The following is a 23,813-nucleotide window of genomic DNA, read 5'->3' on the forward strand; positions in this document are numbered from 1 at the left end:
ACATCAATTGCGGATCAGGCTGCGCAGCACGTACTGCATGATGCCGCCGTTGCGGTAGTAGTCCGCCTCGCCGGGGGTGTCGATGCGGACGACCGCGTCGAACTCGACGCCGGTGTCGGTGCTGACCTTGACCGTGCTCGGGGTGGTGCCGTCGTTCAGCTCGGTCACGCCGGTGATGGAGAAGGTCTCCTCGCCGGTCAGGCCGAGCGAGTCGGCGGACTGGCCGGCCGGGAACTGGAGCGGCAGGACGCCCATGCCGATGAGGTTCGAGCGGTGGATGCGCTCGTACGACTCGGTGATGACGGCCTTGACGCCGAGCAGCGCGGTGCCCTTGGCGGCCCAGTCGCGGGAGGAGCCGGAGCCGTACTCCTTGCCGCCCAGGATGACCAGCGGGGTGCCGGCGGCCTGGTAGTTCTGCGACGCGTCGTAGATGAAGGAGACCGGCGCGTCCGCCTGGGTGAAGTCGCGGGTGTAGCCGCCCTCGGTGCCCGGCGCGATCTGGTTGCGCAGGCGGATGTTGGCGAAGGTGCCGCGGATCATGACCTCGTGGTTGCCTCGGCGCGAGCCGTAGGAGTTGAAGTCACGACGCTCCACACCGTGCTCGGTGAGGTACGTGCCGGCCGGGGTGTCGGCCTTGATGGCGCCGGCCGGGGAGATGTGGTCGGTGGTGACCGAGTCGCCCAGCTTGGCGAGGACACGGGCGCCCGTGATGTCGGAGACCGGGGTGGTCTCCATCGTCATGCCCTCGAAGTACGGGGGCTTGCGGACGTACGTCGACTGCGGGTCCCACTCGAAGGTGTTGCCGGTCGGGATCGACAGCGCCTGCCACTGGGCGTCGCCGGCGAAGACGTCCTGGTAGGACTTGCTGAACATGTCCTCGCCGATGGCGTTGGCCACGACGTCGTTGACCTCGGCCTCGGAGGGCCAGATGTCCTTCAGGAAGACCGGGTTGCCGTCCTGGTCGGTGCCGAGGACGTCCTGGGTGATGTCCACCTTCATGGAGCCCGCGATGGCGTACGCGACGACCAGCGGCGGGGAGGCCAGGTAGTTCATCTTGACGTCGGGGTTGATCCGGCCCTCGAAGTTGCGGTTGCCCGAGAGGACCGAGGTGACCGCGAGGTCGTGGTCGTTGACGGCCTTGGAGACCTCCTCCGGCAGCGGGCCGGAGTTGCCGATGCAGGTGGTGCAGCCGTAGCCGACGAGGTTGAAGCCGACCTTGTCGAGGTACGGGGTGAGGCCCGCCTTGTCGAAGTAGTCGGTGACGACCTTGGAGCCCGGGGCGAGCGTGGTCTTGACCCACGGCTTGCGGGTCAGGCCCTTCTCCACCGCCTTCTTGGCCACCAGCGCGGCGGCGACCATGACGTACGGGTTGGAGGTGTTGGTGCAGGAGGTGATCGCGGCGACGGTGACGGCGCCGTGGTCGATCTCGTAGGTCGAGCCGTCGGGGGCGGTGACGGTGACCGGGTTGGTGGGCACGCCGTTGCTGGCGGCCGGGGCGTCGGAGGCCGGGAAGGACTCCTCGCCCGCCTCGTCGGCGGTGGCGACGTAGTTGCGTACGTCGCTCTTGAACTGCTCGGCGGCGTTCGCGAGGACGATGCGGTCCTGCGGGCGCTTCGGGCCGGCGATGGACGGGACGACCGTCGAGAGGTCGAGCTCCAGCTTCTCGGAGAAGTCCGGCTCGGCCTTCGGGTCCAGCCAGAGGCCCTGCTCCTTGGCGTACGCCTCGACGAGCGCGACCTGCTGCGCGGAGCGGCCGGTGAGCCGGAGGTAGTTCAGGGTCTCGTCGTCGATCGGGAAGATCGCGGCGGTGGAGCCGAACTCCGGCGACATGTTGCCGATGGTGGCGCGGTTCGCGAGGGAGGTCGCGGCGACGCCCTCACCGTAGAACTCGACGAACTTGCCGACGACGCCGTGCTTGCGCAGCATCTCGGTGATGGTGAGCACCAGGTCGGTGGCGGTGGTGCCGGTGGGCAGCTCGCCGGTGAGCTTGAAGCCGACGACGCGCGGGATGAGCATGGAGACCGGCTGGCCGAGCATCGCGGCCTCGGCCTCGATGCCGCCGACGCCCCAGCCCAGCACACCGAGGCCGTTGACCATCGTGGTGTGCGAGTCGGTGCCGACCAGGGTGTCGGGGTACGCCTGGCCGTTACGGACCATGACGGTACGCGCGAGGTGCTCGATGTTCACCTGGTGGACGATGCCGGTGCCCGGCGGGACGACCTTGAAGTCGTCGAACGCGGTCTGGCCCCAGCGCAGGAACTGGTAGCGCTCCTTGTTGCGGCCGTACTCCAGCTCGACGTTCTGCTGGAAGGCGTCGTGGGTGCCGAACTTGTCGGCGATGACGGAGTGGTCGATGACCATCTCGGCCGGGGAGAGCGGGTTGATCTTCGCCGGGTCGCCGCCGAGGGCCGCGACGGCCTCACGCATGGTGGCGAGGTCGACGACACAGGGCACACCGGTGAAGTCCTGCATGATGACGCGGGCCGGCGTGAACTGGATCTCCTGGCTGGGCTGGGCCTGCGAGTCCCAGGTGCCGAGGGCGCGGATGTGGTCGGCGGTGATGTTCGCGCCGTCCTCCGTGCGGAGCAGGTTCTCCAGCAGGACCTTGAGGCTGTAGGGGAGTCGGGCCGAGCCCTCCACCTTGTCCAGGCGGAAGATCTCGTACGACTCGTCGCCCACCTGCAGCGTGCTGCGGGCGTCGAAGCTGTTCGCCGACACGACGGTCTCCTTCATTGATGTGCGCGTACCACCGCATCCTGCCGCCACGCGGGCTTGGCCGATCCGCTGAGGTCAGGCTAAGTTAGGTAACCCTTACTACCGGACCGGTGATCCGGGCGGCTGCGGTGCGCCTCGGCAGATATCTCGATGTCGAGATAACTCTAGTACATGGGGGCTGGATGGTCATGCCCGGGCTCGTCACACCCACCGTCGCCCCCCTCTAGGCTCTCTCGCGACGAGGGGGGTCGGCATGCCCGAGGGGTGGCAGTGGGACAGGACACTGTTCCAGGGGAGCGCGGCCCACTACGAACGGGGGCGGCTGCCGGACGTGGGCTGCGGGCCCGGGACCGTGACGCTGCCGCCGGCCCGGTTCTTCACCGGGGCGGTCGGGCTCGACCCGGACGAGGACATGCCGGCCGAGGCCGCGCGACGGGCCGCCCGGGACGGGGTGACCGACGCGCGCTGGGTGGCCGCCCGGGCCGAGGAGCTGCCGGCCGGGCTGGGTGAGCTCCGGGTCGTGGCGTTCGCGCAGTCCTTCCACCGGACCGGGCGCGAGCAGGTCGCCGCCGCCGCGCCGGGGATGCCGGAGCCGGACGGCACGCTCGTCCACATCGTTGACCTGAAGGACGCGCCGACGGCACACCGGGCGGGGAGGACGCCATTTTCGCCGGGGCCGGTTTCGCGCACGCGGGCCGGCTGGTCGTACCGGCCGGACAGGTCGTGATCCGCACCGCGGACGACCTCGTGGCCTGGGCGTTCTCCCGGTCCGACGCGGCGCCGCACCTGTTCGGCGACCGGCTCGCCGACTTCGAGCGCGACCTGCGCGCGACGCTGCGGGGACAGAACCCGGACGGCCGCTTCGCCGAGCACATCCCGCCGACCGGGATCAGGATGTGGCGCAGGGGCCGTCGACGGGGCCGTTGACGGGGCCGTCGACGGGGCCGTTGACGGGAAGTCACCCGAACGGACCCCTCAAGAGGCGCCATCTCATATCTGAGATAACCTCAGCCTCATGGCAGACGACTACCTCGTACGCATCGGCAAGCTCATCCGTGATGCCCGGCAGCACCGTGGCTGGACACAGGCACAGTTGGCCGAGGCGCTCAACACCAGCCAGAGCGCCGTCAATCGGATCGAGCGCGGCAACCAGAACATCAGCCTTGAGATGATCGCTCGCATCGGTGAAGCACTGGACAGTGAGATCGTCTCGTTGGGCTACGCGGGCCCGATGCATCTGCGGGTCGTGGGCGGCCGTCGGCTGTCCGGTGCCATCGACGTCAAGACCAGCAAGAACGCCTGTGTCGCGCTGCTGTGCGCCTCGCTGCTCAACCGGGGGCGCACGGTGCTGCGCCGGGTCGCCCGGATCGAGGAGGTCTACCGTCTGCTCGAGGTGCTGAACTCCATCGGGGTGCGCACCCGCTGGATCAACGGCGGCGTCGACCTGGAGATCGTGCCGCCGGCCGACCTGGACATGGCGGCGATCGACGCCGACGCCGCCGTACGCACCCGGTCGATCATCATGTTCTTCGGCCCGCTGCTGCACCGCATGGACTCCTTCAAGCTGCCCTACGCCGGCGGCTGCGACCTGGGGACGCGGACCATCGAGCCGCACATGATCGCGCTGCGCCGGTTCGGGCTGGACATCGCGGCGACGGAGGGGCAGTACCACGCCGTCGTCGACCGCGCCGTACGCCCCGACCGGCCGATCGTGCTGACCGAGCGCGGGGACACGGTCACCGAGAACGCGCTGCTGGCCGCCGCCCGGCACGACGGGGTGACCGTCATCCGCAACGCCTCCTCCAACTACATGGTCCAGGACCTGTGCTTCTTCCTGGAGGCCCTGGGCGTGCGGGTCGAGGGCATCGGCACCACCACGCTCACCGTGCACGGCGTCCCGGACATCGACACCGACGTCGACTACTCGCCCTCCGAGGACCCGGTGGAGGCGATGAGCCTGCTGGCCGCCGCCGTCGTCACCGAGTCGGAGCTGACGGTGCGCCGGGTCCCCATCGAGTTCCTGGAGATCGAGCTGGCGGTCCTGGAGGAGATGGGCCTCGACCACGACCGCACGCCCGAGTACGTCGCCGACAACGGCCGCACCCGGCTGGTGGACCTCACCGTGCGGCCCTCCAAGCTGGAGGCGCCGATCGACAAGATCCACCCGATGCCGTTCCCCGGCCTGAACATCGACAACGTGCCGTTCTTCGCGGCCATCGCGGCCGTCGCCTCGGGCAAGACCCTCATCCACGACTGGGTCTACGACAACCGCGCGATCTACCTCACCGACCTCAACCGCCTCGGCGGCCGCCTCCAGCTCCTCGACCCGCACCGGGTCCTGGTGGAGGGCCCCACCCGCTGGCGCGCCGCCGAGATGATGTGCCCGCCGGCCCTGCGCCCGGCCGTGGTCGTCCTCCTGGCGATGATGGCGGCGGAGGGCACGTCCGTCCTGCGGAACGTGTACGTCATCAACCGCGGCTACGAGGACCTGGCGGAACGCCTGAACTCGATCGGGGCGCAGATCGAGATCTTCCGGGACATCTGAGCGGTGGAGTGTCGTGCCCCCGGGAGACGAGGGGCACGACACTCCTGTAGCGGACATCACCCGGGCGCGCCTCGTCAGGCTAGGTCGGGGCGTCGTCCTGGTCGCGGAAGACGTAGTTGATCAGGTCGAGGTGGGTGTTGATGTGGGCGAGACAGTCCCGGGCCGATGACTGGCTCAGAACCGGAAAAGTCCAGTGCTCAGATGGGTGCGGTGGACGGCGAGTTCCTTCTCAGCGGCGCGCTGCCTGACGAACCCGCCCCCACCCACCTCACCATCAGCGACGCGCGCGCGAGACTGTCGCGGGGCTCCCCCCAAGGTGCAGATCGGTGGACGCCAAGCGCACACCGTTCTGCCCGGCGAGAAACCTGGTGCCCTATGCCGGAGAGGTCTTCGGTCGTCTCGCCTCCTGCAGTCATCTGCGGAATCTCCCCCGGCAGAAATTCGTCATCCAACTGGCCACGTTGTACGGCGACCTGAACGTCCTCCACCCGTTCCGCGAGGGCAACGGCCGTGCCCAGCGGGCGTTCCTTGCCCAACTCGGCGCCGACGCGGGATACACCCTGAACTGGTCGGGCATGGACCCTCAACGCAACGAGGACGCCTCGGTGAAGAGCTTCCTCGGTGACAACAAGCTGTTGGAGCAGCTGCTCGACGAGCTGGTCACCACGTACTGACGCCCGTCACTCCGAGGATGGCTGCTTTGACGGTTGCTTGTCGCACTGTCTGTGGCCCGCCTATGGGAGCGGACGGACCACAGGCGGGGATCGCTGCGGGAACTCCCCTTCAGTCGGCGGTGGTTGCCGCGAGGTGGCGTTCGGTGTCCAGGGCGGCTGCGCAGCCGGTGGCCGCCGCCGTGACGGCCTGGCGGTATAGGTGGTCCACGGCGTCGCCCGCGGCGAAGACGCCGGGGAGGCTGGTGCGAGTCGTGGGGTGGTCGACCTTGATGTAGCCGGCATCGTCCAGGGCGAGCAGGCCCTTGAACAGGTCGGTGCGGGGGTCGTGGCCGATGGCCACGAACAGGCCGGTGACGGAGAGGGTGCGGTCCTCGCCGGTGACGGTGTCGCGCAGGGTCAGGGAGGTGAGCCGGCCCTCGCCGTGCAGGGCGGTGACCTCGCTGTTCCAGGCGAAGCCGATCTTCGGGTCGTTGAAGGCGCGGTCCTGCATGACCTTCGAGGCGCGCAGGGTGTCGCGGCGGTGGACGACCGTCACCGACCGGGCGAAGCGGGTGAGGAAGGTGGCCTCCTCCATCGCCGTGTCGCCGCCGCCCACGACCACGATGTCACGGTCCTTGAAGAAGAAGCCGTCGCAGGTGGCGCAGGACGAGACACCACGGCCGGAGAGTTCGTCCTCGCGGGGCAGGTTCAGTTTCCGGTGCTGGGAGCCGGTGGCGACGATCACCGTGCGGGCGTGGTGCCGGGTGCCGGTGGAGTCGGTGACGGTCTTGACGGGGCCGGTGAGGTCGACGGCGGTGATGTCGTCGTCGACGATCTCGGCACCGAAGCGTTCGGCCTGCTCGCGCATCCGGTCCATCAGGTCGGGGCCCAGGACTCCCTCGGGGAAGCCGGGGAAGTTCTCCACCTCGGTGGTCGTGGTCAGGGCGCCGCCCACGAGGAGGGAGCCGGCGAAGACGAGGGGGTTCAACTGGGCACGGGCGGTGTAGAGGGCCGCGGTGTACCCGGCGGGGCCGGAGCCGATGACGATCGTGTCGCGTACGATGCCGCCGGCGGGGGTACTGGTGGTGGTCAAGGCGGGTCCTTCGGTCGGGGCGGGTCCGTTGGGGGGCGGGGGGTGCGGGCCGATCAGTTGACGGCCTGGGTGAAGGTGAAAGAAGCGGTTTGGGTCGTAGGTTCGTTCGACCGTCTGCGGGCGGCCGGCGTGGCGGACGCGGCGAGGACCGGGCCGCCGGTTCGGCTGCGGGGACTCGCGAGGGCGCTTCAGGGGTGCGGGGGCGAGCCGGCGGACCTGGGCGGGCCATCGGTGCCGTGGGTGGGCCGGCGGGGGGCGGCGGTTGTCGGCAGGTCGTGCAGGACCAGGGCGTGGGCGGGGATGCGGCAGCCGTCGCTCACCGTCACCGGGCCCAGCACCGAGGCACCCGTGCCGATCAGGACGCGGTCGCCCAGGACGGGGTGTCGTCGTCTGGCGCCGTCGCTGTCGCGCACCCAGCCGCGGGAGCCGAGAGTGACGCCGTGATACAGCGTCACGTCGTCGCCGACGACGGCGGTTTCACCGATGACGACGCCGAAGCCGTGGTCGATGAACGCCCGTCGGCCGATACGGGCACCCGCGTGGATCTCCATGCCGGTCAGCACCCGGGCCGAACGGGTCAGCGCGGCGGCCCGCAGCCGGCGCCCGCGCGTGTACTGGCGGTGGGCCAGCCGGTGCAGGGCGAGCCCCTGCCAGCCTGCGTGCAGCAGCGCCTCCAGCCGGCCCGAGCAGGACGGGTCGCGGTCGAGGACCGCCTGGAGATCCTCGCGGATCAGCCGGAGGAGGGAGAGGAGGGAGGGGGTGGCGAAGGGTCGGGGGGTACGGGGGCGGCGGCGGACGGCATCGAGGGCGCGGCGGATACGACGGGGCGCACCGCGCCGCGGCCGAGGGGAGTCGGGCCTCACCGGATCGGCGCGGTCCCGGAGCGGCCCACCGGGACCGGCCACCGGCCGGCGCCCCCGCAGGACCGGGGCCCCGCCCCTCGCCGACCCACCGACAACGCCGTCCGCGCCCGGCACCCCGCGGCGCGCCGGAGGCTTCGTGGTGGGTGCCTTGTCGGGTACGGGAGGAAGCGGAGTTCTCGTTCGTGTCGCCCGGGGCGAGTGGGCGCCGGTCATCGTGCCGTGGCCGGGACGGGCGGGGTGTCCAGGCGGTTGATGCGGTACATCGTGCGCTGGAAGAGTTCGTCCGCGGTGAGGGTGGCGAAGCGTTGGGGCGCCGTTTCGGCGCCCGGGACGCGGAGGGGGGTGAGGGTCGTCCAGGGGGCCGGGTGGCAGAACTGGACGATGGACAGGCGGCCCTCCTGCTGGCCGGGGCGGGCCACGACACGGTGGACGGCGGCTCGGGCCAGGCCGTTGGTGAGGCGGTCGAGGACCATGCCGACGTTGACGACGGCGTGGCCGGGCGGGGCGTCCACGGCTGTCCACTCGCCGTCGACCAGGACCTCCAGGCCCGCCGCGGTCGCCCTCGGCAGCGCGGTGATCAGGTCGAAGTCCTGGTGTTCCACCGCCCACATATGGCGGTCGGAGGGGGCCTGGTCCATCGGCGGGTACCAGGTGGCCCGGTTGACGACGGGGCCGTCCTCCAGCATGTCGGCGAAGTAGTCGGGGTGGGCGCCCAGCGCGTCGGCGAGGGCCCGTACGACGTCGTGCTGGAAGCGCAGCATGCGGAGGTGCAGTTCGCGCAGCGCGGAGCCGATGCCGGGCACCAGGTGGTCGGGGAAGTACGGGTCGGGGTAGCGGGCCGGGTAGCGAACGCGCAGGGGATGGTGCCCGGGCAGCGGCGCACCCCAGTGGAAGAGTTCCTTCCAGTCCGGCACCGAGCCCTTCTCCGCGTGCTCCACCAGCGGCGGGGTGTAGCCGGACTGGCCGTTGCTGCCGGGTGTCCGGCATGTCTTCTTCGCGTCGGCGTCCAGCGCGAAGAAGGCGCGCAGGAAGGCGTACGCCTCGTCCAGGAGGCTTTCCGGAACGGTGTTGCGGACGAGGAAGAACCCGTCGCGCAGGGCGGCCCGCAGGTGCTCCCGGCTGCCGGGCCGTTCCAGGTCGATTTCCTTGAGCATGGTCGGTCCCTTCACGGGAAACGGGTCACGGCGACGGAGGTCATCCGTCGGTTCTGCGGAACGACAGCGCCAGGTACTCGAGCCAGTGGCCCTGGTACCGGAAGTTCCGGTCGATCACCAGGCGGTCCGCCGGGGTGAGCCCGGCGCCGGTGTACAGGTCGGTGACGGCCTGTTCGGTCAGCCACCAGTTCAGCCGGCCGTCGGCCAGGGGGAGCTCGGCGATCTCGCCGTCGGGGCTGAGGAACACGCTGACGACGAGCACGCCGCCGGGGCGCAGCAGGCCGGCGCCGTGGGCGGCCCAGACAGGCCAGTCGGCGCGGCGCTGGTGGTGCAGGCAGCCGTTGTCCACGACGAGGTCGAGGCCGGATTCCGCGACCTCCAGGAAGTCGCCCTGGCGGAAGCGGACTTCGCCGCGTGCGGGCGGCGGGACGTCCCACACGTCCAGCAGGTCCAGTCCCGTGGCGTGGGCGTCGAGTCCTTCGGCGAGCTCGGTGGTCTGCCGGCCGCGGCCACAGCCGACGTCCAGGATCCGACGGCGCCCGGGCCGGGTGGCGACGGGCGCTTGGGCGAGGGCGAACCGGGTCACTTGGTCGTTGGTCTCGGCTCCGGTCCACGAGTCACGGCCCTCGCCGTACCAGTTCCCGAAGGAGTCGGCGACGACCCGCCGGTAGGCGCGGTAGCCGGCGGGGATGCCGGTGGCCGTCGTGTCAGTGGCCGGTGTGTCAGCGGCCGGTGTGTCAGTGGTCGGCGGCATGGGCCCACTCCTCAGCTGTTCCGCGGCCGGCGGCGATGGCCACCGCGTGGCTGCCGCGCGGAGCCTGGTCGACGATGCGGGACGCGTGGAGCCAGGCGCCCGCGGCACTGCTGGAGACGGCGACCTGCTGGGCGCGAAGCAGGTGCCGCATGGCGTCCAGCGCCTCGGCGTAGCCGGTCCGCGCGAAGGTGAAGTCGTCCTCGTACGGGGCCAGCAGCGGCTGTTTCAGGCCGTGGCCGAGGCCGCCGGTGCCGCTCATGCGGCGGGCGCCGTCGGGGGCGCGGCCGTCGCCGTAGGGCGCCTCCGCGGGGAAGACGGCGACGGCCAGGCAGCCCGGCCAGCGGGTGCGCAGGGCCTGCGCGGTGCCGACGAGCGTGCCGGCGGAGCCGACCGCCGCCGCGAGCGCGAGGGGCCGTACGCCTTCCGTGGTGAGCTGGGCGGTGATCTCGGTGCCGGTACGTTCGCGGTGCACGGCGACCGCCTCGGGGGCGCAGTGCTGCAGGAGCAGCCGGCGTTCCTCGCGGGCGGCGATGCGTACGGCCTCCTCCATCGCGCCGAGGAAGCCGGCGTCCTTGGACCCGTACGAGACCCGCGCGCCGTGCCTGCGCAGGGTGCCGACGAGACGTTCGGGCGAGCCGTGCGGCACGGCCAGGTGCAGGTCGATGCCGAGCCCCGCGCACATCTCCGCGAGGGAGAGTGCGAGGGAACCGCCCGAGTACTCGGCCAGCCGCACGTCGCGGGTGTCGGCCCGGGCCACCGCCGCGCACAACAGGGCGTACGCGGTACGGGCCTTGACGGTGCCGGTCAGGTTGGCGGCCTCCGTCTTCAGCCACACGGTGCCCCGCCCGCCTCGGCTGGGCACGGGCACCAGCGGAGTGGCCCCCACCGCGGGCCGCAGCGTGGCCAGCCGCGGCAGCAGCCGCAGCGCCCGCCGCTCCAGCGGGGCGAAGGCCGCCTCGATGCCGGCCCGGTCGGGGGCACGGACGGCCAGCGCCCGCGCGATCCCGGCGAGTCCGGGCGCCAGGGGCGCCAGGCCGGCCCGGGCCGGGGGCATCGGCAGTGTCGCCGCGCCGGCCGTCGCCGTGTCCGTGGCCACCGGCGTCCTCGGCCCGGTCCTCAGCGTCCCGCTCATGACGGGCGCTCGCCGGTGACCAGCCGGAAGCCCACCGGGTACAGCGGCCCGGGAAAGGCGCCGTGGCGGCGGCGGGTGCGGGTGAGGTCGCCGAAGCGGGCGAAGCTGCCGCCGCGGGCCACGCGGTAGGTGCCCATCGTCTCGACCAGGTGATCGGCGATGTGCTCGCCGCCCGGGTAGGGGACGTAGTCGTCGGCGGTGAACTCCTCCACGTTGCCGCCCATGTCGTGCGCGCCGAACGGTGCCTGTCCTGCCGGGAAGGCGCCGACGGGGGTGGTGGTGTGCACGCCCGACTCCCGGGTGTTGGCTGCCTCCGGGTCGAACCCGCCCTCCCACGGATAGGGACGTCCTTCCGGTCCCTTGGCCGCGTACTCCCACTCCGCCTCGGTCGGCAGCCGCCACGGGTGGCCGGTGCGGTCGCTCAGCCAGCGCGCGTAGTGGTCGGCGTGCTCGGCGCGGATGCCGGCCACCGGGTGGTTGGAGCGGTCCCAGGGGTAGGCGCCCAGGTACCAGGTGGTGGGGCGGTCCTCCAGGCCGGTGTCGGCGAGGAAGTCGCGCCACTCGCCGTTGGTCACCGGGTAGCGGGCGATCCAGAAGTCGGCGACCTCCACGGTGTGTTCGGGCGTCTCCTTGACGATCCAGGACTCCACCACGCCCTTGTCCGCCCAGGCCCGGGTGACGTACCCGACCTCTTCGGCGGGCAGCCCGATCGGGACCGTGGCGCCGGGGACGAAGCAGGTGCGCGGGACGGGGGTGATGCGCGGGTCGCCGAGCACGGCCAGCATGCTGCCGGCCGCGAGCCGTGCGGCCAGCGGCAGCTCGGGGTCCTCGACAGCGGCGGCCAGCCGCAGGGTGTCCGCGGAGTCGGGACGCACACGCGGGCGCCGGAAGCTGTGCACCCGGTCCGGGGCGGCGAGGTCCGCCTGCTCCTTGAAGTGCGGGGAACGGGCGATGTCTTCGAGGTTCATGCGCTGGCCTCCTTCAGCAGCGCCAGGGTGTGCCCGCTCTTGGCCTTGGCGGACAGGTAGCGCTCGTTGTGCGGGGTGAGGTGGACAGCAGTGGGCAGCACGGCGTCGACCCGGATGCCGAGTTCGCGCAACTGCGCCACCTTGTCGGGGTTGTTGGTCAGCAGCCGGACGCGGGTCAGGCCCAGCGCCCGCAGCATCGCGGCGGCGGCCCGGTAGTCGCGCTCGTCCTCACCGCGCCCGATGATCCGGTTGGCGCGGAAGGTGTCGATGTCCTGGTCCTGCAGGACGTAGGTGTCGAGCTTGTTGTACAGGCCGATGCCACGGCCCTCCTGGCGCAGGTACAGCAGCACGCCGCCCTCGGCGGCCATCGCGGTCAGCGCCTCGTCCAGCTGGGGCCCGCAGTCGCAGCGGGCGGAGCCGAACACGTCGCCGGTCAGGCACTCGCTGTGCAGCCGTACCAGGGGCACGCTGCGCGGCGCGTACGGCAGCACGCAGGCGACGTGCTCCTGCGCGTCCGGCAGCTGGTGGAAGGTGACGAGTTCGGCCGGCCGGCCGGCCGCGCGGTCGAGGGTGATGGGCACGCGGGCGCGGACCGAGGCGGTGTGCGGCAGCGTGGTGAGCGGGTTCATGCGGCCCTGCTTTCTGTCGTACGGTTTTCCGTCGTACGGCCTTGTGTCGTACGGCCCTGTGTCGTACGACCTTCTGTCGCGCCGGCGGTGAGCAGTTCATTCAGGTGCAGCGAGGTCCGCACCTCGGGGCGGCCGGCCCGGTCGCGGCCGACGACCAGGACGCGGCCGTCCCAGCCGGCCACGGCGACCGAGCCGTCGGCGAGCCGGAGCATGCAGGACAGGCCCTGGGCGAACTCGGCCAGCACCCGGCCGGAGGCGAGGGTGGCCGCGGAGTCCTCCCAGTCGACCTGCCAGGCGTGCAGACCGAAGTCGTAGGAACCGGCCAGCACGACGGGCCGCTCGGCGTCGCCCAGCAGGGCCACGCACTTGACGGACTCGTCGGGGCCGAGCAGGGTCTGCACGTCTGCGGCGCGCCAGCCGCCGTCGGCCTGCCGGACGAGCCGGCCGACCTTGACTGTGTGGTCGCGCGAGGCACTGGCGGCGGCCTCGGCGCCGAGCGCGGCGACCGCGTTGACGAGGTTGCCGTGCTCCCACAGCTTGCTGCGCCCGCGTGGTCCGCCCACCTCGACGGTGCGGTCGGTGGCCGCCGACAGGAACCCTCCGGCCACGGCGGTCAGCGACTTCACGGAGCCGTCGTGCGCCTCGATCCGCTCGAGTACGTCGAGGGTGCCGGGGTCGAGCAGGAGGAACTCGCCGTTGTAGGTGCCGGCGACGAGCATGCCCTCGTGGACGGTGAGGGAGGGGACGGGTGCGCCGAGGCCGGGGCTGGAGGTGAGCGTCGTGCCGTCGTGGCGCAGAACGTGTCCGGAGTAGGTGCCGGCGCAGACGGTGTCGCCGTCGACGGCCAGGGACAGGATCGGACCGTCGGTGAGGACGGTCGTGCGGACCGCCCCGGTGCCCTCGGTGCCGGATCCGTCGGTGCGTACGGCGACGACGAGACCGGAGTCGGTGCCGATGAGCAGTTCGTCGCCGCGTTGGGCGAGCGCGTTGGGGCCGTGGGTGGGGGTGTCGGGGGCGGCGGTCTCGCGGGCCGTGGTGAGGTCGTACAGGTGCGGGCCGTTCCAGAAGCTGCCGGCCGCGACGACACCGCCCGCGACGGCCACCGAGCGCGGCCACACCCGTCGGTCCTCGACACGGTGCAGTCGGGTGCCCACGACGTCGAACCAGTGCAGGGCGCCGTCGTAGGCGCCGACGACGAACGAGGAGTCGTCCTCGGCCCAGGCGACCGCGCGGGCCGCCGAGGTGGACACGGGGACCGTGCGCACCAGGTCGAGGCCGGCGGTGAGCAGGTCGACGGCGCCGTCGTCGCGGGCGACGGCGAGCAGCCGGCCGGAGTGGGACCAGGCGCAGCCCTCGATGGAGGAGTCGTAGCGGCGGGTGACCGGCGCGGCGGTGCCGTCCGGGTCGCTGACGGCCACCAGTCCGTCCTCGCCGACGGTGGCGACCAGACCCTGCTCGCTGACGGACACCATCATGCAGTGCGCCTCGTGCGAGCCGACCTCGGCGAGGAAGACACCGTCGGCGGCCGACCAGAGGGTGGCGCGGCCGTCCTCCGAAACGCAGATGAGCCGCTCGCCGTCGGGCAGCCAGGCGACCGAGTTGATGTCGTCGGTGTGCCGGGCCAGAACGGTGCTCAGGGTGCCGCGGCCGTGCGCGTCCACCCGCCAGACCGCCACCGTCTTGTCGGCCGATGCCGTGGCCAGCACCTCGGGGTCGACCGGGTTCCAGGCGGAGGCGTTGACCAGGCGGCGGTGGCGCAGCCGGGCCAGCGGAACGGGGCGGGAGGGATCGCCGGTGTCCCAGACGATCACGGTGCCGTCGTACGAACAGGTGGCCAGGCGCTTTCCGTCGGGCCTGAATCCCACGTGGGTGAGGGGGGCCGAGTGGCCTGGCCCGGAGGCCGGGAGATCAATGGTTCGCACGCCGTCTCATCCTTTTCTCGGGTGGCTCGGGGTGGCTCGGATGGCTCGGATGGGTTTCTCTGCCGAGCGCCGAAACTAGGCGGGCGGATTGAGGAACAGCGAGCAGGCGGCACGCAATCCGGCAACTTCCGGTATTACGGCCCGCCTTGTTGACAGCAGGCCGTGACGTGCTTCAAGGGGGCAAGCGACCGCTCAGGCACGCTACTTGACCCTTTCCTCCGGGTCTCCTTGAGGAGTTCGGCGGTCGGGCGGACGCTGACCGCAAAAGCAGGACGACCGGGACGGGGAGCTGAGCGGCGTGCACATAGTTCTGATGGAGACAACGTCCGTCCGCGGATTCGACATGGTCGCGGAAATGGCGGACTCGGGAATCGAGGTGAGTTTCGTCACCGGGAATCTGGCCGCCTATCGCGGGCAACCGGGATTCGAACTCGCCTCGCGCGCCGCACGCCTCGTGGAAGTGCCGAACCCGGCCGCCGGAGACCTCGCGGCGCGGCTGCGCGGAAAGCTCGGCCCCACCCCGCCGGACGGGGTGATCGGCCGCGACGAGGTGTATCCGTACGCCGTGGCCGAGCTCGCCCGGGATCTCGGGGTGCCGCACGAGTCGCTGGACACCGCACGCGTCCTCGGCGACAAGGCCGCCGTGCGCGCCCGACTCGCGGAGCACTCCGTCGGCTCGCTGGACTGGCGGGTGGCCGCCACCGAGGCCGAGGGGCTGGCCGCGGTGGACGAGATCGGGCTGCCCGTCGTGGTGAAGCCCACCGCGGGCGGCTGGTCGGTGGGCGTGACCGTCGCGTGGACCCGGGCGGTGGCGGCCCGTGCGCTGGCCGAGGTGCTCGGGGTGCCGGCGGGACGGGACGGGGCGCCGCCGAGGGCACTGGTCGAGCAGTACGCGGTCGGCCGGCACATCAGCGCGGAACTGCTGGTGCAGGGCGAGCGCGTGGTGCTGCTCGGGTTCGCCGAACGGCTGCAGGCGCCGCCCGGCCAGGCCGCCGAGCTGGGCGGCCACTTCCCGGCCCGTATCGACCAGGAGGCGGCGGCCCGCGCCTTCGTCCACGACGCCGTCCGCGCGCTCGGTATCCGTGCGTCGGCGGTCCACGCCGAACTGCTGCTCACGCCCACCGGGCCCGAGCTGATCGAGATCAACGCGCGGGTCGCCGGGCATGTGGTGACCCGTCAGATGTCCCTGGCACTGGGCCGCTCGCTCACCCGGGACCTGGTGGCGCTGGCCGTCGGGGAACCGGTCCAGGAGGCCGCCCCGGCGGAGACGGTCGTCGCTCTGCACCAGCTGTACAGCCCCGTGGCGGCGGTGGTGCGCGGCGCGAAGCCGGCGGACGCCCTCACCCCGGACGTGATCGAGACCCATGTCACCGTCGAGCAGGGCGACCACGTCCCGCCCCTGCGCACCAACCACGACCGCTTCGGCTACGTACTGGCCCGGGGCCGCACCGGCGAAGAGGCGGCAGGGACAGCCGCCGAGGCCGCGGCGCGCATACTGGACTCACTGGAACTGGAGCCGCGGGCTCGGCCGGCCCGGTCGCCGCAGCCGCTCGCCTCCGGCGACGGCATCCCCTCCGGGGACCATCTGCTCCTTCTGCTCGGTGCCGACGACCCCGTCGAACGGATCCTCGCCGCCCTCGGAGCGGTCACCGCGCGGCTGAGCGTGGTGTGGACCGGGGGACCGGACGGCGAGGGCGCGGCGCGCGCGTTGTGGCGGCGGCAATACCACGGGCAGTGGCACAGCGCCCCGGGAGCGGACATCCGGGCCGCCGCCCGTCTCGTGCACGCCGCCGAGCCGGTGCGGGCCGCCCTGACCTTCTCCTCGTCCCCCGTCTCCGCGCAGTTGCGCGACGGCGCCCGGGCCGCCTCGACCACCGCTCCCCCACCGCACGGCCACACCGTCGTGGTGGCCGCACACCGCGACGACGTCCGCGTCCTCACCGTCGTCGACGAGGAACCGGACACCCGCCTGTGCCCCTCGGGCCTCCCCCCGCGGCTGAGCGCGTCGCTCGCCCGACGGGCCGTGCGCGCGGTACGCGACGCCCGGCTGGAGGGGGTGGTGCGCTGTGTCTTCCCCACCGCCGGACCGGACACCCACGCACCCGCCTCCCGTCCCCCCGTCCTCCTCCCCGGCCTGGACGCGGCGACCGTCGATCTGTGCGACGCCACCCGCACCCGCAGCGTCGTCTGCGCCGTCGCGGAGATCGCCCTCGGCCGTACCCCGCGCGGGGCCGCTCGCGGGACGGTCGCCGTGCAGCGGGAGGTGCGGGCGCCCGCCCGGCGCTTCCGGGTGGTCGAGGCCACCACCGACGGTGAACTGAGCGCCTGGCCCGGCCTGTTCAGGGCGCAGGTGTTCATGGGGGCCGGTGCTGTCCACGACGGCCGGGAGGCCGTCCTACGGTTGCGGCACACCGTGGTCGCGGATGGTCGCGCACCGGCGCGGGAGGCCGCGGCGCGGCTGGAGAAGGCGCTCCTCCTGCGCACCGCCGAGCGGGACCGTACGCACGTCCTGCTCCTCGACCGGCTCGGGGCCGGCACCTGGACCCTGGCCGACGGCACGACCCCCGTACTGCCCTCCGACCGCTTCCGGACGAGCGTGCTGACCTCGGCCGACGACGGGTTCGGGCCCGCCGCGCTGACGGTGCGCACCGACCTTGGCGACGGCCTCGCGCTGGACGCCCTCGCCCGTGCCGTGCACGCGGCGCATCCGGTGCACCGGGTGGCCGCCATGTCGGAACGGCTGCTCGAACCCGCGGCGCGGCTGCGGGAGTTGCTGCGCGTGCCGGGTGAACGGCCCGAGGACGTACAGCGTTTCGTGGACAAGGCCGTCATGAAGCGGATCGCCAGGCGGCACGGGATCCGGTGTGCCGACGGGTTGCTCGCCCACACCCCCGAGGACGTGACGGAGATGTTCGACCGTCATGGCAAGGTCGTGCTCAAACCGCGGGCGGCCTCCGGCTCCCAGGGCGTGGCCGTCATCTCGTCCTGGCCCGCCCTGCAGACCTGGCTGCGCGAGGAGTTCGTACCGGGCACGCAACTGTGCGAGGAGTTCGTCGACGCCCCGATGTGCCACATCGACGCGGTCGTGCGGGACGGCGAACCGGTGTGGAACGTGTCCGCGTACGAGCGCGACACCTTGGCTCTGCGCAGCGGCCGGCCCCTGTCGTCGGCGAGCGTCGCCGACCCGGCGGTGCGGGCCGCGGCCGGCCGGCTGCTGGCGCAGGTCGTGGACGCCTGGCGGGTCCGCTCGGGCGTGCTGCACCTGGAGGCGTTCGTCACCGGCGAGCGGCTGACCTTCTGCGAGGTGGCCGCCCGGCCCGGCGGCGCCGGCGTCGTGGAAGCGTTCCTCGCCACCGACGGCGTCGACCTGCGCCACGCCAAGCTCCTCGCCGACGCGGGCGAGGACCCGCTCACCGGGCGCCGGGAGCCCGTCGCCGCCTACGCCGGCTGGACCGTGCACTACTGCGACGGCGGCCGGCTGCTGGAGTACGACGACACGGCGGTGGCGCCGTACGCCCACGTCCGGTCCGTACGGGCGCGCGTCGGCGAGACCGTCCCCGCCTCGACGTTCTCCGGCACCGGCGTGAGCACCCATGTCTTCGTCCACGACGGCCACTCCGAGCTCATGCGGCTGCTGGCCCGGGCCGAGCGCGAGATACGCGTCGTGACCGGCCCGGCGGACGAGGGGGTACGGCGATGATCCTCGGTCTCCTCGGCAGCGCCGCCAAGGACTCGGTGACCCGCGAGGTCCTGCTGCGGGCCGGCGAGCGCATCGACCGGGCCGGCAGCGGCTTCGAACTGGTCGACCTGGCCGTGGAGTTCCGCGAGCCGCACGCCCTCGTGGACTACGACGACCCGCCGCCGGGCAGCCAGACGGCGCTGTTGCGGGCCCGCGTCGCCCGCGCCGACGGCGCGGTGCTCGCCACGCCCGTCTATCACGGCTCCTACAGCGCGCTGCTGAAGAACGCGCTGGACCACCTCACCGGAGACGCGCTGGCCGGACGGCCGGTCGGCCTGATCGCCGCGGGCGGCGGGCCGCGTGGCGCAGGCACCGCCTGTGACCAGCTGCGCACCGTCGTCCGGGCGCTCAGCGGCTGGGCGGCGCCCACCCATGTCGCCACCACCGCCTCCGACCTGCTCCCCGGAGAACCCCTCGACTTCCTCGACCGGCGGCTCGACGTGCTGGTCGGCGAACTCCTGTCCTTCCGTTCGGCCCCCGCGTCGTTTCCCGTCCTCAGCTGAAAGGCCTCACCGCCATGGGTACCCCCCATCTTCTCCTCCTCGCCGGGATCGGCGGACACGCCCCTGACCAGGCCCTCGCATCGCTGGCCACCGTCACCGACACCGTCAGCGTCGTGTACGTCACCGCCTGGCGCCCTTCCGGGCAGGTCCGGGCAGGCTGGGAACAGCGCGGCCTCGGCGGCGAGTTCCTGGACGCCCCGGACCTGGACACCGCGGTCGAGGCCGCCCTCGCCCTGCACGGCCGACTGCCGCTCGACGGCGTGGTGACGTACTCGGAACTGCTGCTGCGCCCGCAGGCCGAGATCGCCGACCGGCTGGGGCTGCCCGGCAACCCGCCCGAGGCGGTGGCCGTCGCCCAGTCCAAGGCCCGCCAGCGCCTGGTCTTCGCCGAACACGGCGTGCCCTCCCCCGAGTTCGAGGTGATCACCAGCGAGCGGGACCTGGCGGCGGCCGCCGCCCGGGTCGGGCTGCCGGGGGTGTTCAAGCCCTCCCTGGGCGCGGGCAGCCAGAGCGTCCGGCTGGTGTCCACCTACGCGGAGCTGATCCACGCCTTCGGCAGCGCGCGCGCCGAGAAGACACCGTTCCTGCAGTCGGACGAGGCGTATCTGCTGGAGCAGCGGATGGCGCTCGAGACGGACGGCGACAGCGGCTACGCGTCCTACTGCAGCGTGGAGTCGCTCCTGGCCGACGGCACCGCCCACCATCTGGCGGTCTCCGACCGGCTGCCGCTGGAGCACGGCTATGCCGAGGAGGGCGTCGTACTGCCCGGCAGGCCGGACGGCGCGACGCGGGCGGCCGTCGTGGACCTGGCCGACCGGGCGATCCGGGCGATCGGGCTGACCTGCGGCGCGGTGCACACCGAGATCGCGCTGACGCCCGACGGCCCGCGCGTCATCGAGGTCAACGCGCGGGCCGGCGGGCCGCTGCCCACCATGTTCGAGGTGGCGGCCGGGTGGGACTACGCCGCCGAGACCGGCCGCAGCGCGCTCGGCCTGCCGCCGACCCGGCTGCCGGAGTTCACCCGGGTCGCGCTGCTGCGGTTCCTGCCGATCCCGGCCGGCAACTGGCGGGTGGCCGACCAGACCCCGGTCGCGGAGCTGCTGCGCGCCTTCCCCGAACTCGTCTACGTCTCGCCCCGTTTCGGGCCCGGCCAGCGGGTCAGCCGCAAGGGCACCCTGCACCTGGCCAGCTTCATGGTGGACGCCCCCGACCGGGCCGCCGCCCGCGCCGTCACCCGGCGGGTGGAGCGGGCCCTGGCCATCCGGCTGGTGCCGGGACTCGACGCGCCGTCAGGGGCGGACCGTGACTGATCACGACACCGTGCCCCGTACGGCCCCGCCCCGCCGGTTCTACGTGGTGGGCCTGTGCGACGCCCTCGGCCTCGGGATGTACCTGTCGTCGTCGGTGCTCTTCCTCCACCGGGCGACCGGTCTGACGAATCAGCAGATCGGCCTCGTGCTCAGCACCTCGGGCGTGGCGTCGCTGCTGGGTGCCATGCCCATCGCGCGGGCGGCGGAACGGTTCGGCCTCCGGGTGGTGCTGGGCGTGCTGTTCGCGATCCGTTGCGCGGCCTTCCTGGCGCTCGCGTCGGTCGCCACCTTCGGGCAGGCGCTGGTCGCGGCGGCGGTGGCGGGGGTGCTCAGCCGGGGCATCGGCCCGCTGATCGAGTCCGGGCTGATCAGCCGGGTACGCGACGAGCAGGCCGTGGGCACGCTGGCGCGGCTGCGGACCCTGCGCAACGCCGGCCTGGCGGCCGGTGCGCTGCCCGCGGGCGCCGCGATCGCCGTCGGCGAGGAGTGGGCGTACCGGGCGGTGCTGGTGGCCTCCGCGGCGCTGTTCCTGTGCTGTGCGGTGGTCTGCCGCGGCTTCCCCGCTTCGGCCGCCGCCCCCGGCCGGCGGGGCGGGCGCGCCCGTATCCTGCGCAACCGCGCCTTCCTCGCCATCACCGCGCTCTACGGGGCGTTCACGCTGTCGGCGCTGCTGCTGGGCATCGGGATGCCGCTGTGGATCGTGCAGCGGACCCAGGCCCCGTCGTGGACCGTGACGCTGATCCAGTTGCTGAACACGGCGGTCGTCGTGGCGTTGCAGGTACGGCTGAGCAAGGGCTCGGAGCGGCCGACGCGGGCCCGGGCGCTGATGTGCGGCGGGGGTCTGCTGGCCGGGCTCGGCGCGCTGGTGGTGCCGCTGACGGCGCTGGGCTCGGGAGGGTTCGCCTTCGGGGTCGTGGTGGTCGCGGCGCTGCTGCTGTCGCTGGGCGAGCTGCTGATCACCGCGGGCACCACCGGAGCGGCACTGCAGCACATCCCCGAGGGCCAGAAGACCAGCCATCTGGCGGCGCTCAATCTGGGGTTCGGGGTGACGACGGTCGTGGGCCCGCCGCTGATCAGCACCAGCGTCGGCTGGGATTGGGCCGGCTGGACGGGCTGGGCGGCCTTCTTCGCGATCCTCGGCCTGCTCGCCCTGCGCGTCCCCGGGCCACCGGCCCGGGTCCGGCGGGAGGAACAGGAGCCCCGTACGGCTGCCGCGATCTGAGCGGCACGCTCCGTGCGAGGGGCCGTGCCTGCGGTCGGCGGCACGACCCTGACGGGGTCGCAGAGCCCCGGGCCCCGGCGGGAGCGTTCGAGTTCGTGGCGGCCCCGGGTGGAGGCCGGCGGCACCAGGCCGTCTCACAGGTCGGGTGCCGCACCGCCGCGCGGCGCGGGGTGACGACCGGACCGGAGAAGGCCGGAGACGTGCCGTCGGGGCCGGGCAGGGCGATCACCGGGGTGCCGGCCTCCGGGCGAGGACCGCCTCCCGGGTCGCACCGAGCCCTGGCGGTGGATGCGGTCGCCGAGTGCGGCGCGGAGCGGGCCGGTGACCTCGTCGCCGTACTTCTGCCGGGCGGCGGTCACGCCCCGGACCGGTCGCCACCCGTCGGTCGGCAGCCGACGGGAGGCCATGTACGCCCAGGGGCACACCGGATCGAACCAGAAGTCGACGGGGACGGGGGCGGGTTCAGCGGTGGTCGCGGTCGTGTTCCCCTTCCTCGTTCTCCTCGTGCGCGATCCGCTCCAGCAGCGAGCGCGCTCCGGCCCCGGCGTCCGTGGCGTCCGCCTCGGGTGCTTCGGCCACGGCGGCCAGCTGTCCGAGCAGGGCCGCGAACCGGCCCCCGCCGACGTAGAACACGGCCACCGCGCCCTCCCGGAGCACGTCGCGAACGCGGTCCGCGGTCAGTTCGTGATCCCCCGCCGAGGCGATCAGCAGCCGGCGGGCGAGGCTCCGCTCCAGCGGGCCGGGGCGCCAGGTTCCGGCGGCCAGCTCCTGGGCCAGGGCGGCCGTCAGCTTCACGAGCAGTTCGGTGACCGTGGCGTCCTGCCCGCTTCGGGCAAGGGTGGTGTCGGACATGGGGTGGCTTTCACTTCCTCGTCGTACCGACCGCGCCGAGCACACATGCCTGCGGCGCGAGCGCCGCGAACACGGCGCGCACCCACGCTCGACGGCAACGGCCAAGCCCTGACCAAGGCCCGGCCAAGCCGCCGTCGTCCGTCAGGGAGGAGGACGTCCGAGCGATGCCATGGCCGTCCTCGCCGTCAGTCGGTCCCGACGTTCAGTGTGAAATGCAGCGCCGAGACGGTCATCCGGCGGGCGTGGTAGAAGCGGTGGGCGGCGAGGTTGGTGGTGCCGGAGTCGAGCTCGACGCGTACGCAGCCAGCCGCGCGGGCTCGTTCGGTGAGGTGGGCGACCAGGGTCGTGCCGATGCCGGCCGAGCGGCAGGTGGCGTCGGTGACGAGGTCGTCGACGAAGAGGATCCGGCCCCGGCTGGTCGCCAGGACCCGGTGTGTGGCCACCGCGACGCAGTGCCCGTGGGTGTCGTAGGCGGCGGTGAAGGTCAGGCCCTGCGCATGCGCCTCGACGGCGAACCGGTCGAAGTCCGCCTCGGTGAGTGCCGGCCTCAGCGCCAGCAGCAGCGGTCGTATGTGCGCGGACATCCGGCGGTCGCCGGGTGCCACGTCGGTCGGAGTGAGGGACACGACAGGCAGCGTAGGCGCGCAACTGCCTTGCATTGAACTTGAGTTGACACACGGGTCGGCGACCTGACGGACCGTGGCCCGCGATCGGCACAGGATCTGCCGTGCGGCGCCGGGGCGCTGCCAGACTCGGCGACCATGCGTGCCGCTTACACAACCCAGTTCGGCTCCCCCGACGTCATCCGCCACGGCGAGCTGCCGCCGCCCGTGCCCGGCCCGCACGACGTGTTGGTCGATGTCGAGGTGAGCGCCGTCAACCATGTGGACACCTTCGTCCGTTCGGGTGTCTGGCGCACCCCGCTCCGGTTCCCCTTCGTCATCGGCCGCGACCTGGTCGGCACGGTCGCCGCGGCCGGACCCGGCGCGACCGGCTTCCGGGTCGGTGACCGGGTGTGGTGCAACAGCCTGGGCCACGACGGCCGGCAGGGCGCCGCCGCCGAGCAGGCGGTGGTGCCCGTGGACCGGCTCTACCGCCTGCCCGACGGGGTGGACCCGGTGGACGCGGTCGCCCTCGCCCACCCGGCCGCGACCGCGCACCTGGCGCTGTTCACCCACGGCCGGCTGCGCGCCGGCGAGACCGTCGCCGTACTCGGCGCGGGCGGCAACGTGGGCAGCGCGGCCGTCGTGATGGCGAGCCGGGCGGGCGCCCGGGTGATCGCCGTCGCCTCCGCCCGCGACGAGCCGTACGTACGGTCCCTGGGCGCCGACCATGTCGTCGACTACCGCTCCGCCGACGTCGCCGGGCAGATCCGCGCCGCCGCTCCGGACGGCGTGGACGTCCATGTCGACACCTCCGGCCGCAACGACCTGGAGCCCGCCGTGGACCTGCTGGCGAGCCGGGGCCGGATCGTGCTGCTGGCCGGGCTGCACACCCGCCCGGTGCTGCCCGTGGGGGCGCTGTACCTGATGGACCGTTCCGTGCGGGGCTTCGCCATCTCGCACGCCGACACCGCCCAGCTCGCCGACGCCGCCCGCGGCATCAACGGGCTGCTGGCGGCTGGCCGGCTGCGCCCGCGGGCCACCGAGGTGCTGCCGCTCGCCGAGGCCGCCGAGGCGCACCGCCTCCTGGAGGAGGGAAAGGTGCGCGGCAAGCTCGTACTGCGCGTACGGCCCCCAAAAAAGGAATAGCAAGCAAT

General features: G+C 72.9%; 18 protein-coding genes and 1 pseudogene. 8 read left to right on the plus strand and 11 right to left on the minus strand.

Going from position 1 to position 23,813, the window contains the following annotated elements:
* Positions 1–3: 3 nt before the first annotated feature.
* The gene (gene acnA / locus ABZ490_RS34285; protein ID WP_358999061.1) at positions 4–2,733 is read right to left on the minus strand and encodes an aconitate hydratase AcnA; all 2,730 of its coding nucleotides are present in this window, start codon (positions 2,731–2,733) and stop codon (positions 4–6) included.
* A gap of 235 nt (positions 2,734–2,968) precedes the next feature.
* Between acnA and ABZ490_RS34290 the strand changes: the two are divergent.
* The 3 genes and pseudogenes from ABZ490_RS34290 (at position 2,969) to ABZ490_RS34300 (ending at position 5,934) form a co-directional block, all read left to right on the plus strand.
* A pseudogene (locus ABZ490_RS34290) lies at positions 2,969–3,642 on the plus strand (class I SAM-dependent methyltransferase).
* A gap of 88 nt (positions 3,643–3,730) precedes the next feature.
* Positions 3,731–5,260, plus strand: coding sequence for a UDP-N-acetylglucosamine 1-carboxyvinyltransferase (locus ABZ490_RS34295; protein ID WP_358999064.1), 1,530 nt, complete (start codon positions 3,731–3,733; stop codon positions 5,258–5,260).
* 326 nt (positions 5,261–5,586) lie between these two features.
* Entirely contained in the window at positions 5,587–5,934 is a 348-nt protein-coding gene (locus ABZ490_RS34300) for a Fic family protein (protein WP_358999067.1), read from the plus strand.
* A 109-nt stretch (positions 5,935–6,043) separates the two neighbouring features.
* Here the strand turns inward: ABZ490_RS34300 and trxB are convergent, their stop codons facing one another.
* The 8 genes from trxB to ABZ490_RS34340 form a co-directional block, all read right to left on the minus strand.
* Positions 6,044–6,976 (minus strand): thioredoxin-disulfide reductase, encoded by a 933-nt coding sequence (trxB, locus tag ABZ490_RS34305; protein ID WP_358999194.1) that lies wholly within the window; start codon positions 6,974–6,976, stop codon positions 6,044–6,046.
* Between the two features lie 218 nt (positions 6,977–7,194).
* Entirely contained in the window at positions 7,195–7,869 is a 675-nt protein-coding gene (epsC, locus tag ABZ490_RS34310) for a serine O-acetyltransferase EpsC (protein WP_358999070.1), read from the minus strand.
* Positions 7,870–8,078: 209 nt separating this feature from the next.
* Entirely contained in the window at positions 8,079–9,023 is a 945-nt protein-coding gene (locus tag ABZ490_RS34315; RefSeq protein WP_358999073.1) for a 2-oxoglutarate and iron-dependent oxygenase domain-containing protein, read from the minus strand.
* A 40-nt stretch (positions 9,024–9,063) separates the two neighbouring features.
* Complete coding sequence (locus ABZ490_RS34320; protein ID WP_358999076.1) at positions 9,064–9,777, minus strand: methyltransferase domain-containing protein; 714 nt, start codon at positions 9,775–9,777, stop codon at positions 9,064–9,066.
* The gene (locus ABZ490_RS34325) at positions 9,761–10,873 is read right to left on the minus strand and encodes a pyridoxal-phosphate dependent enzyme (RefSeq protein WP_358999079.1); all 1,113 of its coding nucleotides are present in this window, start codon (positions 10,871–10,873) and stop codon (positions 9,761–9,763) included. Before ABZ490_RS34325 ends, ABZ490_RS34320 begins: the two co-directional genes overlap by 17 nt.
* A 32-nt stretch (positions 10,874–10,905) precedes the next feature.
* Positions 10,906–11,877, minus strand: coding sequence for an SUMF1/EgtB/PvdO family nonheme iron enzyme (locus ABZ490_RS34330; protein WP_358999082.1), 972 nt, complete (start codon positions 11,875–11,877; stop codon positions 10,906–10,908).
* Positions 11,874–12,506: a GTP cyclohydrolase II RibA gene (ribA, locus tag ABZ490_RS34335; RefSeq protein WP_358999085.1), complete on the minus strand. Its 633-nt coding sequence runs from the start codon at positions 12,504–12,506 to the stop codon at positions 11,874–11,876. Before ribA ends, ABZ490_RS34330 begins: the two co-directional genes overlap by 4 nt.
* A complete protein-coding gene (locus tag ABZ490_RS34340; RefSeq protein WP_358999088.1) occupies positions 12,503–14,428 on the minus strand; it encodes a WD40 repeat domain-containing protein in 1,926 nt (641 codons plus the stop codon). Before ABZ490_RS34340 ends, ribA begins: the two co-directional genes overlap by 4 nt.
* A gap of 355 nt (positions 14,429–14,783) precedes the next feature.
* Here ABZ490_RS34340 and ABZ490_RS34345 point away from each other — a divergent pair, with 355 nt between their 5' ends.
* The 4 genes from ABZ490_RS34345 to ABZ490_RS34360 are packed head-to-tail and all read left to right on the plus strand — an operon-like array spanning position 14,784 to position 21,202.
* Positions 14,784–18,128 (plus strand): ATP-grasp domain-containing protein, encoded by a 3,345-nt coding sequence (locus ABZ490_RS34345; RefSeq protein WP_358999091.1) that lies wholly within the window; start codon positions 14,784–14,786, stop codon positions 18,126–18,128.
* A complete protein-coding gene (locus tag ABZ490_RS34350) occupies positions 18,125–18,670 on the plus strand; it encodes an NADPH-dependent FMN reductase (RefSeq protein WP_358999094.1) in 546 nt (181 codons plus the stop codon). The genes ABZ490_RS34345 and ABZ490_RS34350 overlap by 4 nt, the downstream gene beginning before the upstream one ends.
* Before the next feature lie 14 nt (positions 18,671–18,684).
* Positions 18,685–19,980 (plus strand): ATP-grasp domain-containing protein, encoded by a 1,296-nt coding sequence (locus ABZ490_RS34355; protein WP_358999097.1) that lies wholly within the window; start codon positions 18,685–18,687, stop codon positions 19,978–19,980.
* Positions 19,973–21,202, plus strand: coding sequence for an MFS transporter (locus ABZ490_RS34360; RefSeq protein WP_358999100.1), 1,230 nt, complete (start codon positions 19,973–19,975; stop codon positions 21,200–21,202). Before ABZ490_RS34355 ends, ABZ490_RS34360 begins: the two co-directional genes overlap by 8 nt.
* A 462-nt stretch (positions 21,203–21,664) precedes the next feature.
* Here ABZ490_RS34360 and ABZ490_RS34365 read toward each other — a convergent pair whose 3' ends face one another.
* Together ABZ490_RS34365 and ABZ490_RS34370 are read right to left on the minus strand one after the other, a co-directional pair.
* Positions 21,665–22,054, minus strand: coding sequence for a hypothetical protein (locus ABZ490_RS34365; RefSeq protein ID WP_358999103.1), 390 nt, complete (start codon positions 22,052–22,054; stop codon positions 21,665–21,667).
* A gap of 185 nt (positions 22,055–22,239) precedes the next feature.
* The gene (locus tag ABZ490_RS34370; RefSeq protein WP_358999106.1) at positions 22,240–22,680 is read right to left on the minus strand and encodes a GNAT family N-acetyltransferase; all 441 of its coding nucleotides are present in this window, start codon (positions 22,678–22,680) and stop codon (positions 22,240–22,242) included.
* A gap of 135 nt (positions 22,681–22,815) precedes the next feature.
* Here ABZ490_RS34370 and ABZ490_RS34375 point away from each other — a divergent pair, with 135 nt between their 5' ends.
* Entirely contained in the window at positions 22,816–23,805 is a 990-nt protein-coding gene (locus tag ABZ490_RS34375; RefSeq protein ID WP_358999109.1) for an NADPH:quinone reductase, read from the plus strand.
* Positions 23,806–23,813: the final 8 nt, after the last annotated feature.

The sequence above is a fragment of the Streptomyces sp. NPDC005811 genome (assembly GCF_040630405.1).
Taxonomy (GTDB): Bacteria; Actinomycetota; Actinomycetes; order Streptomycetales; family Streptomycetaceae; genus Streptomyces.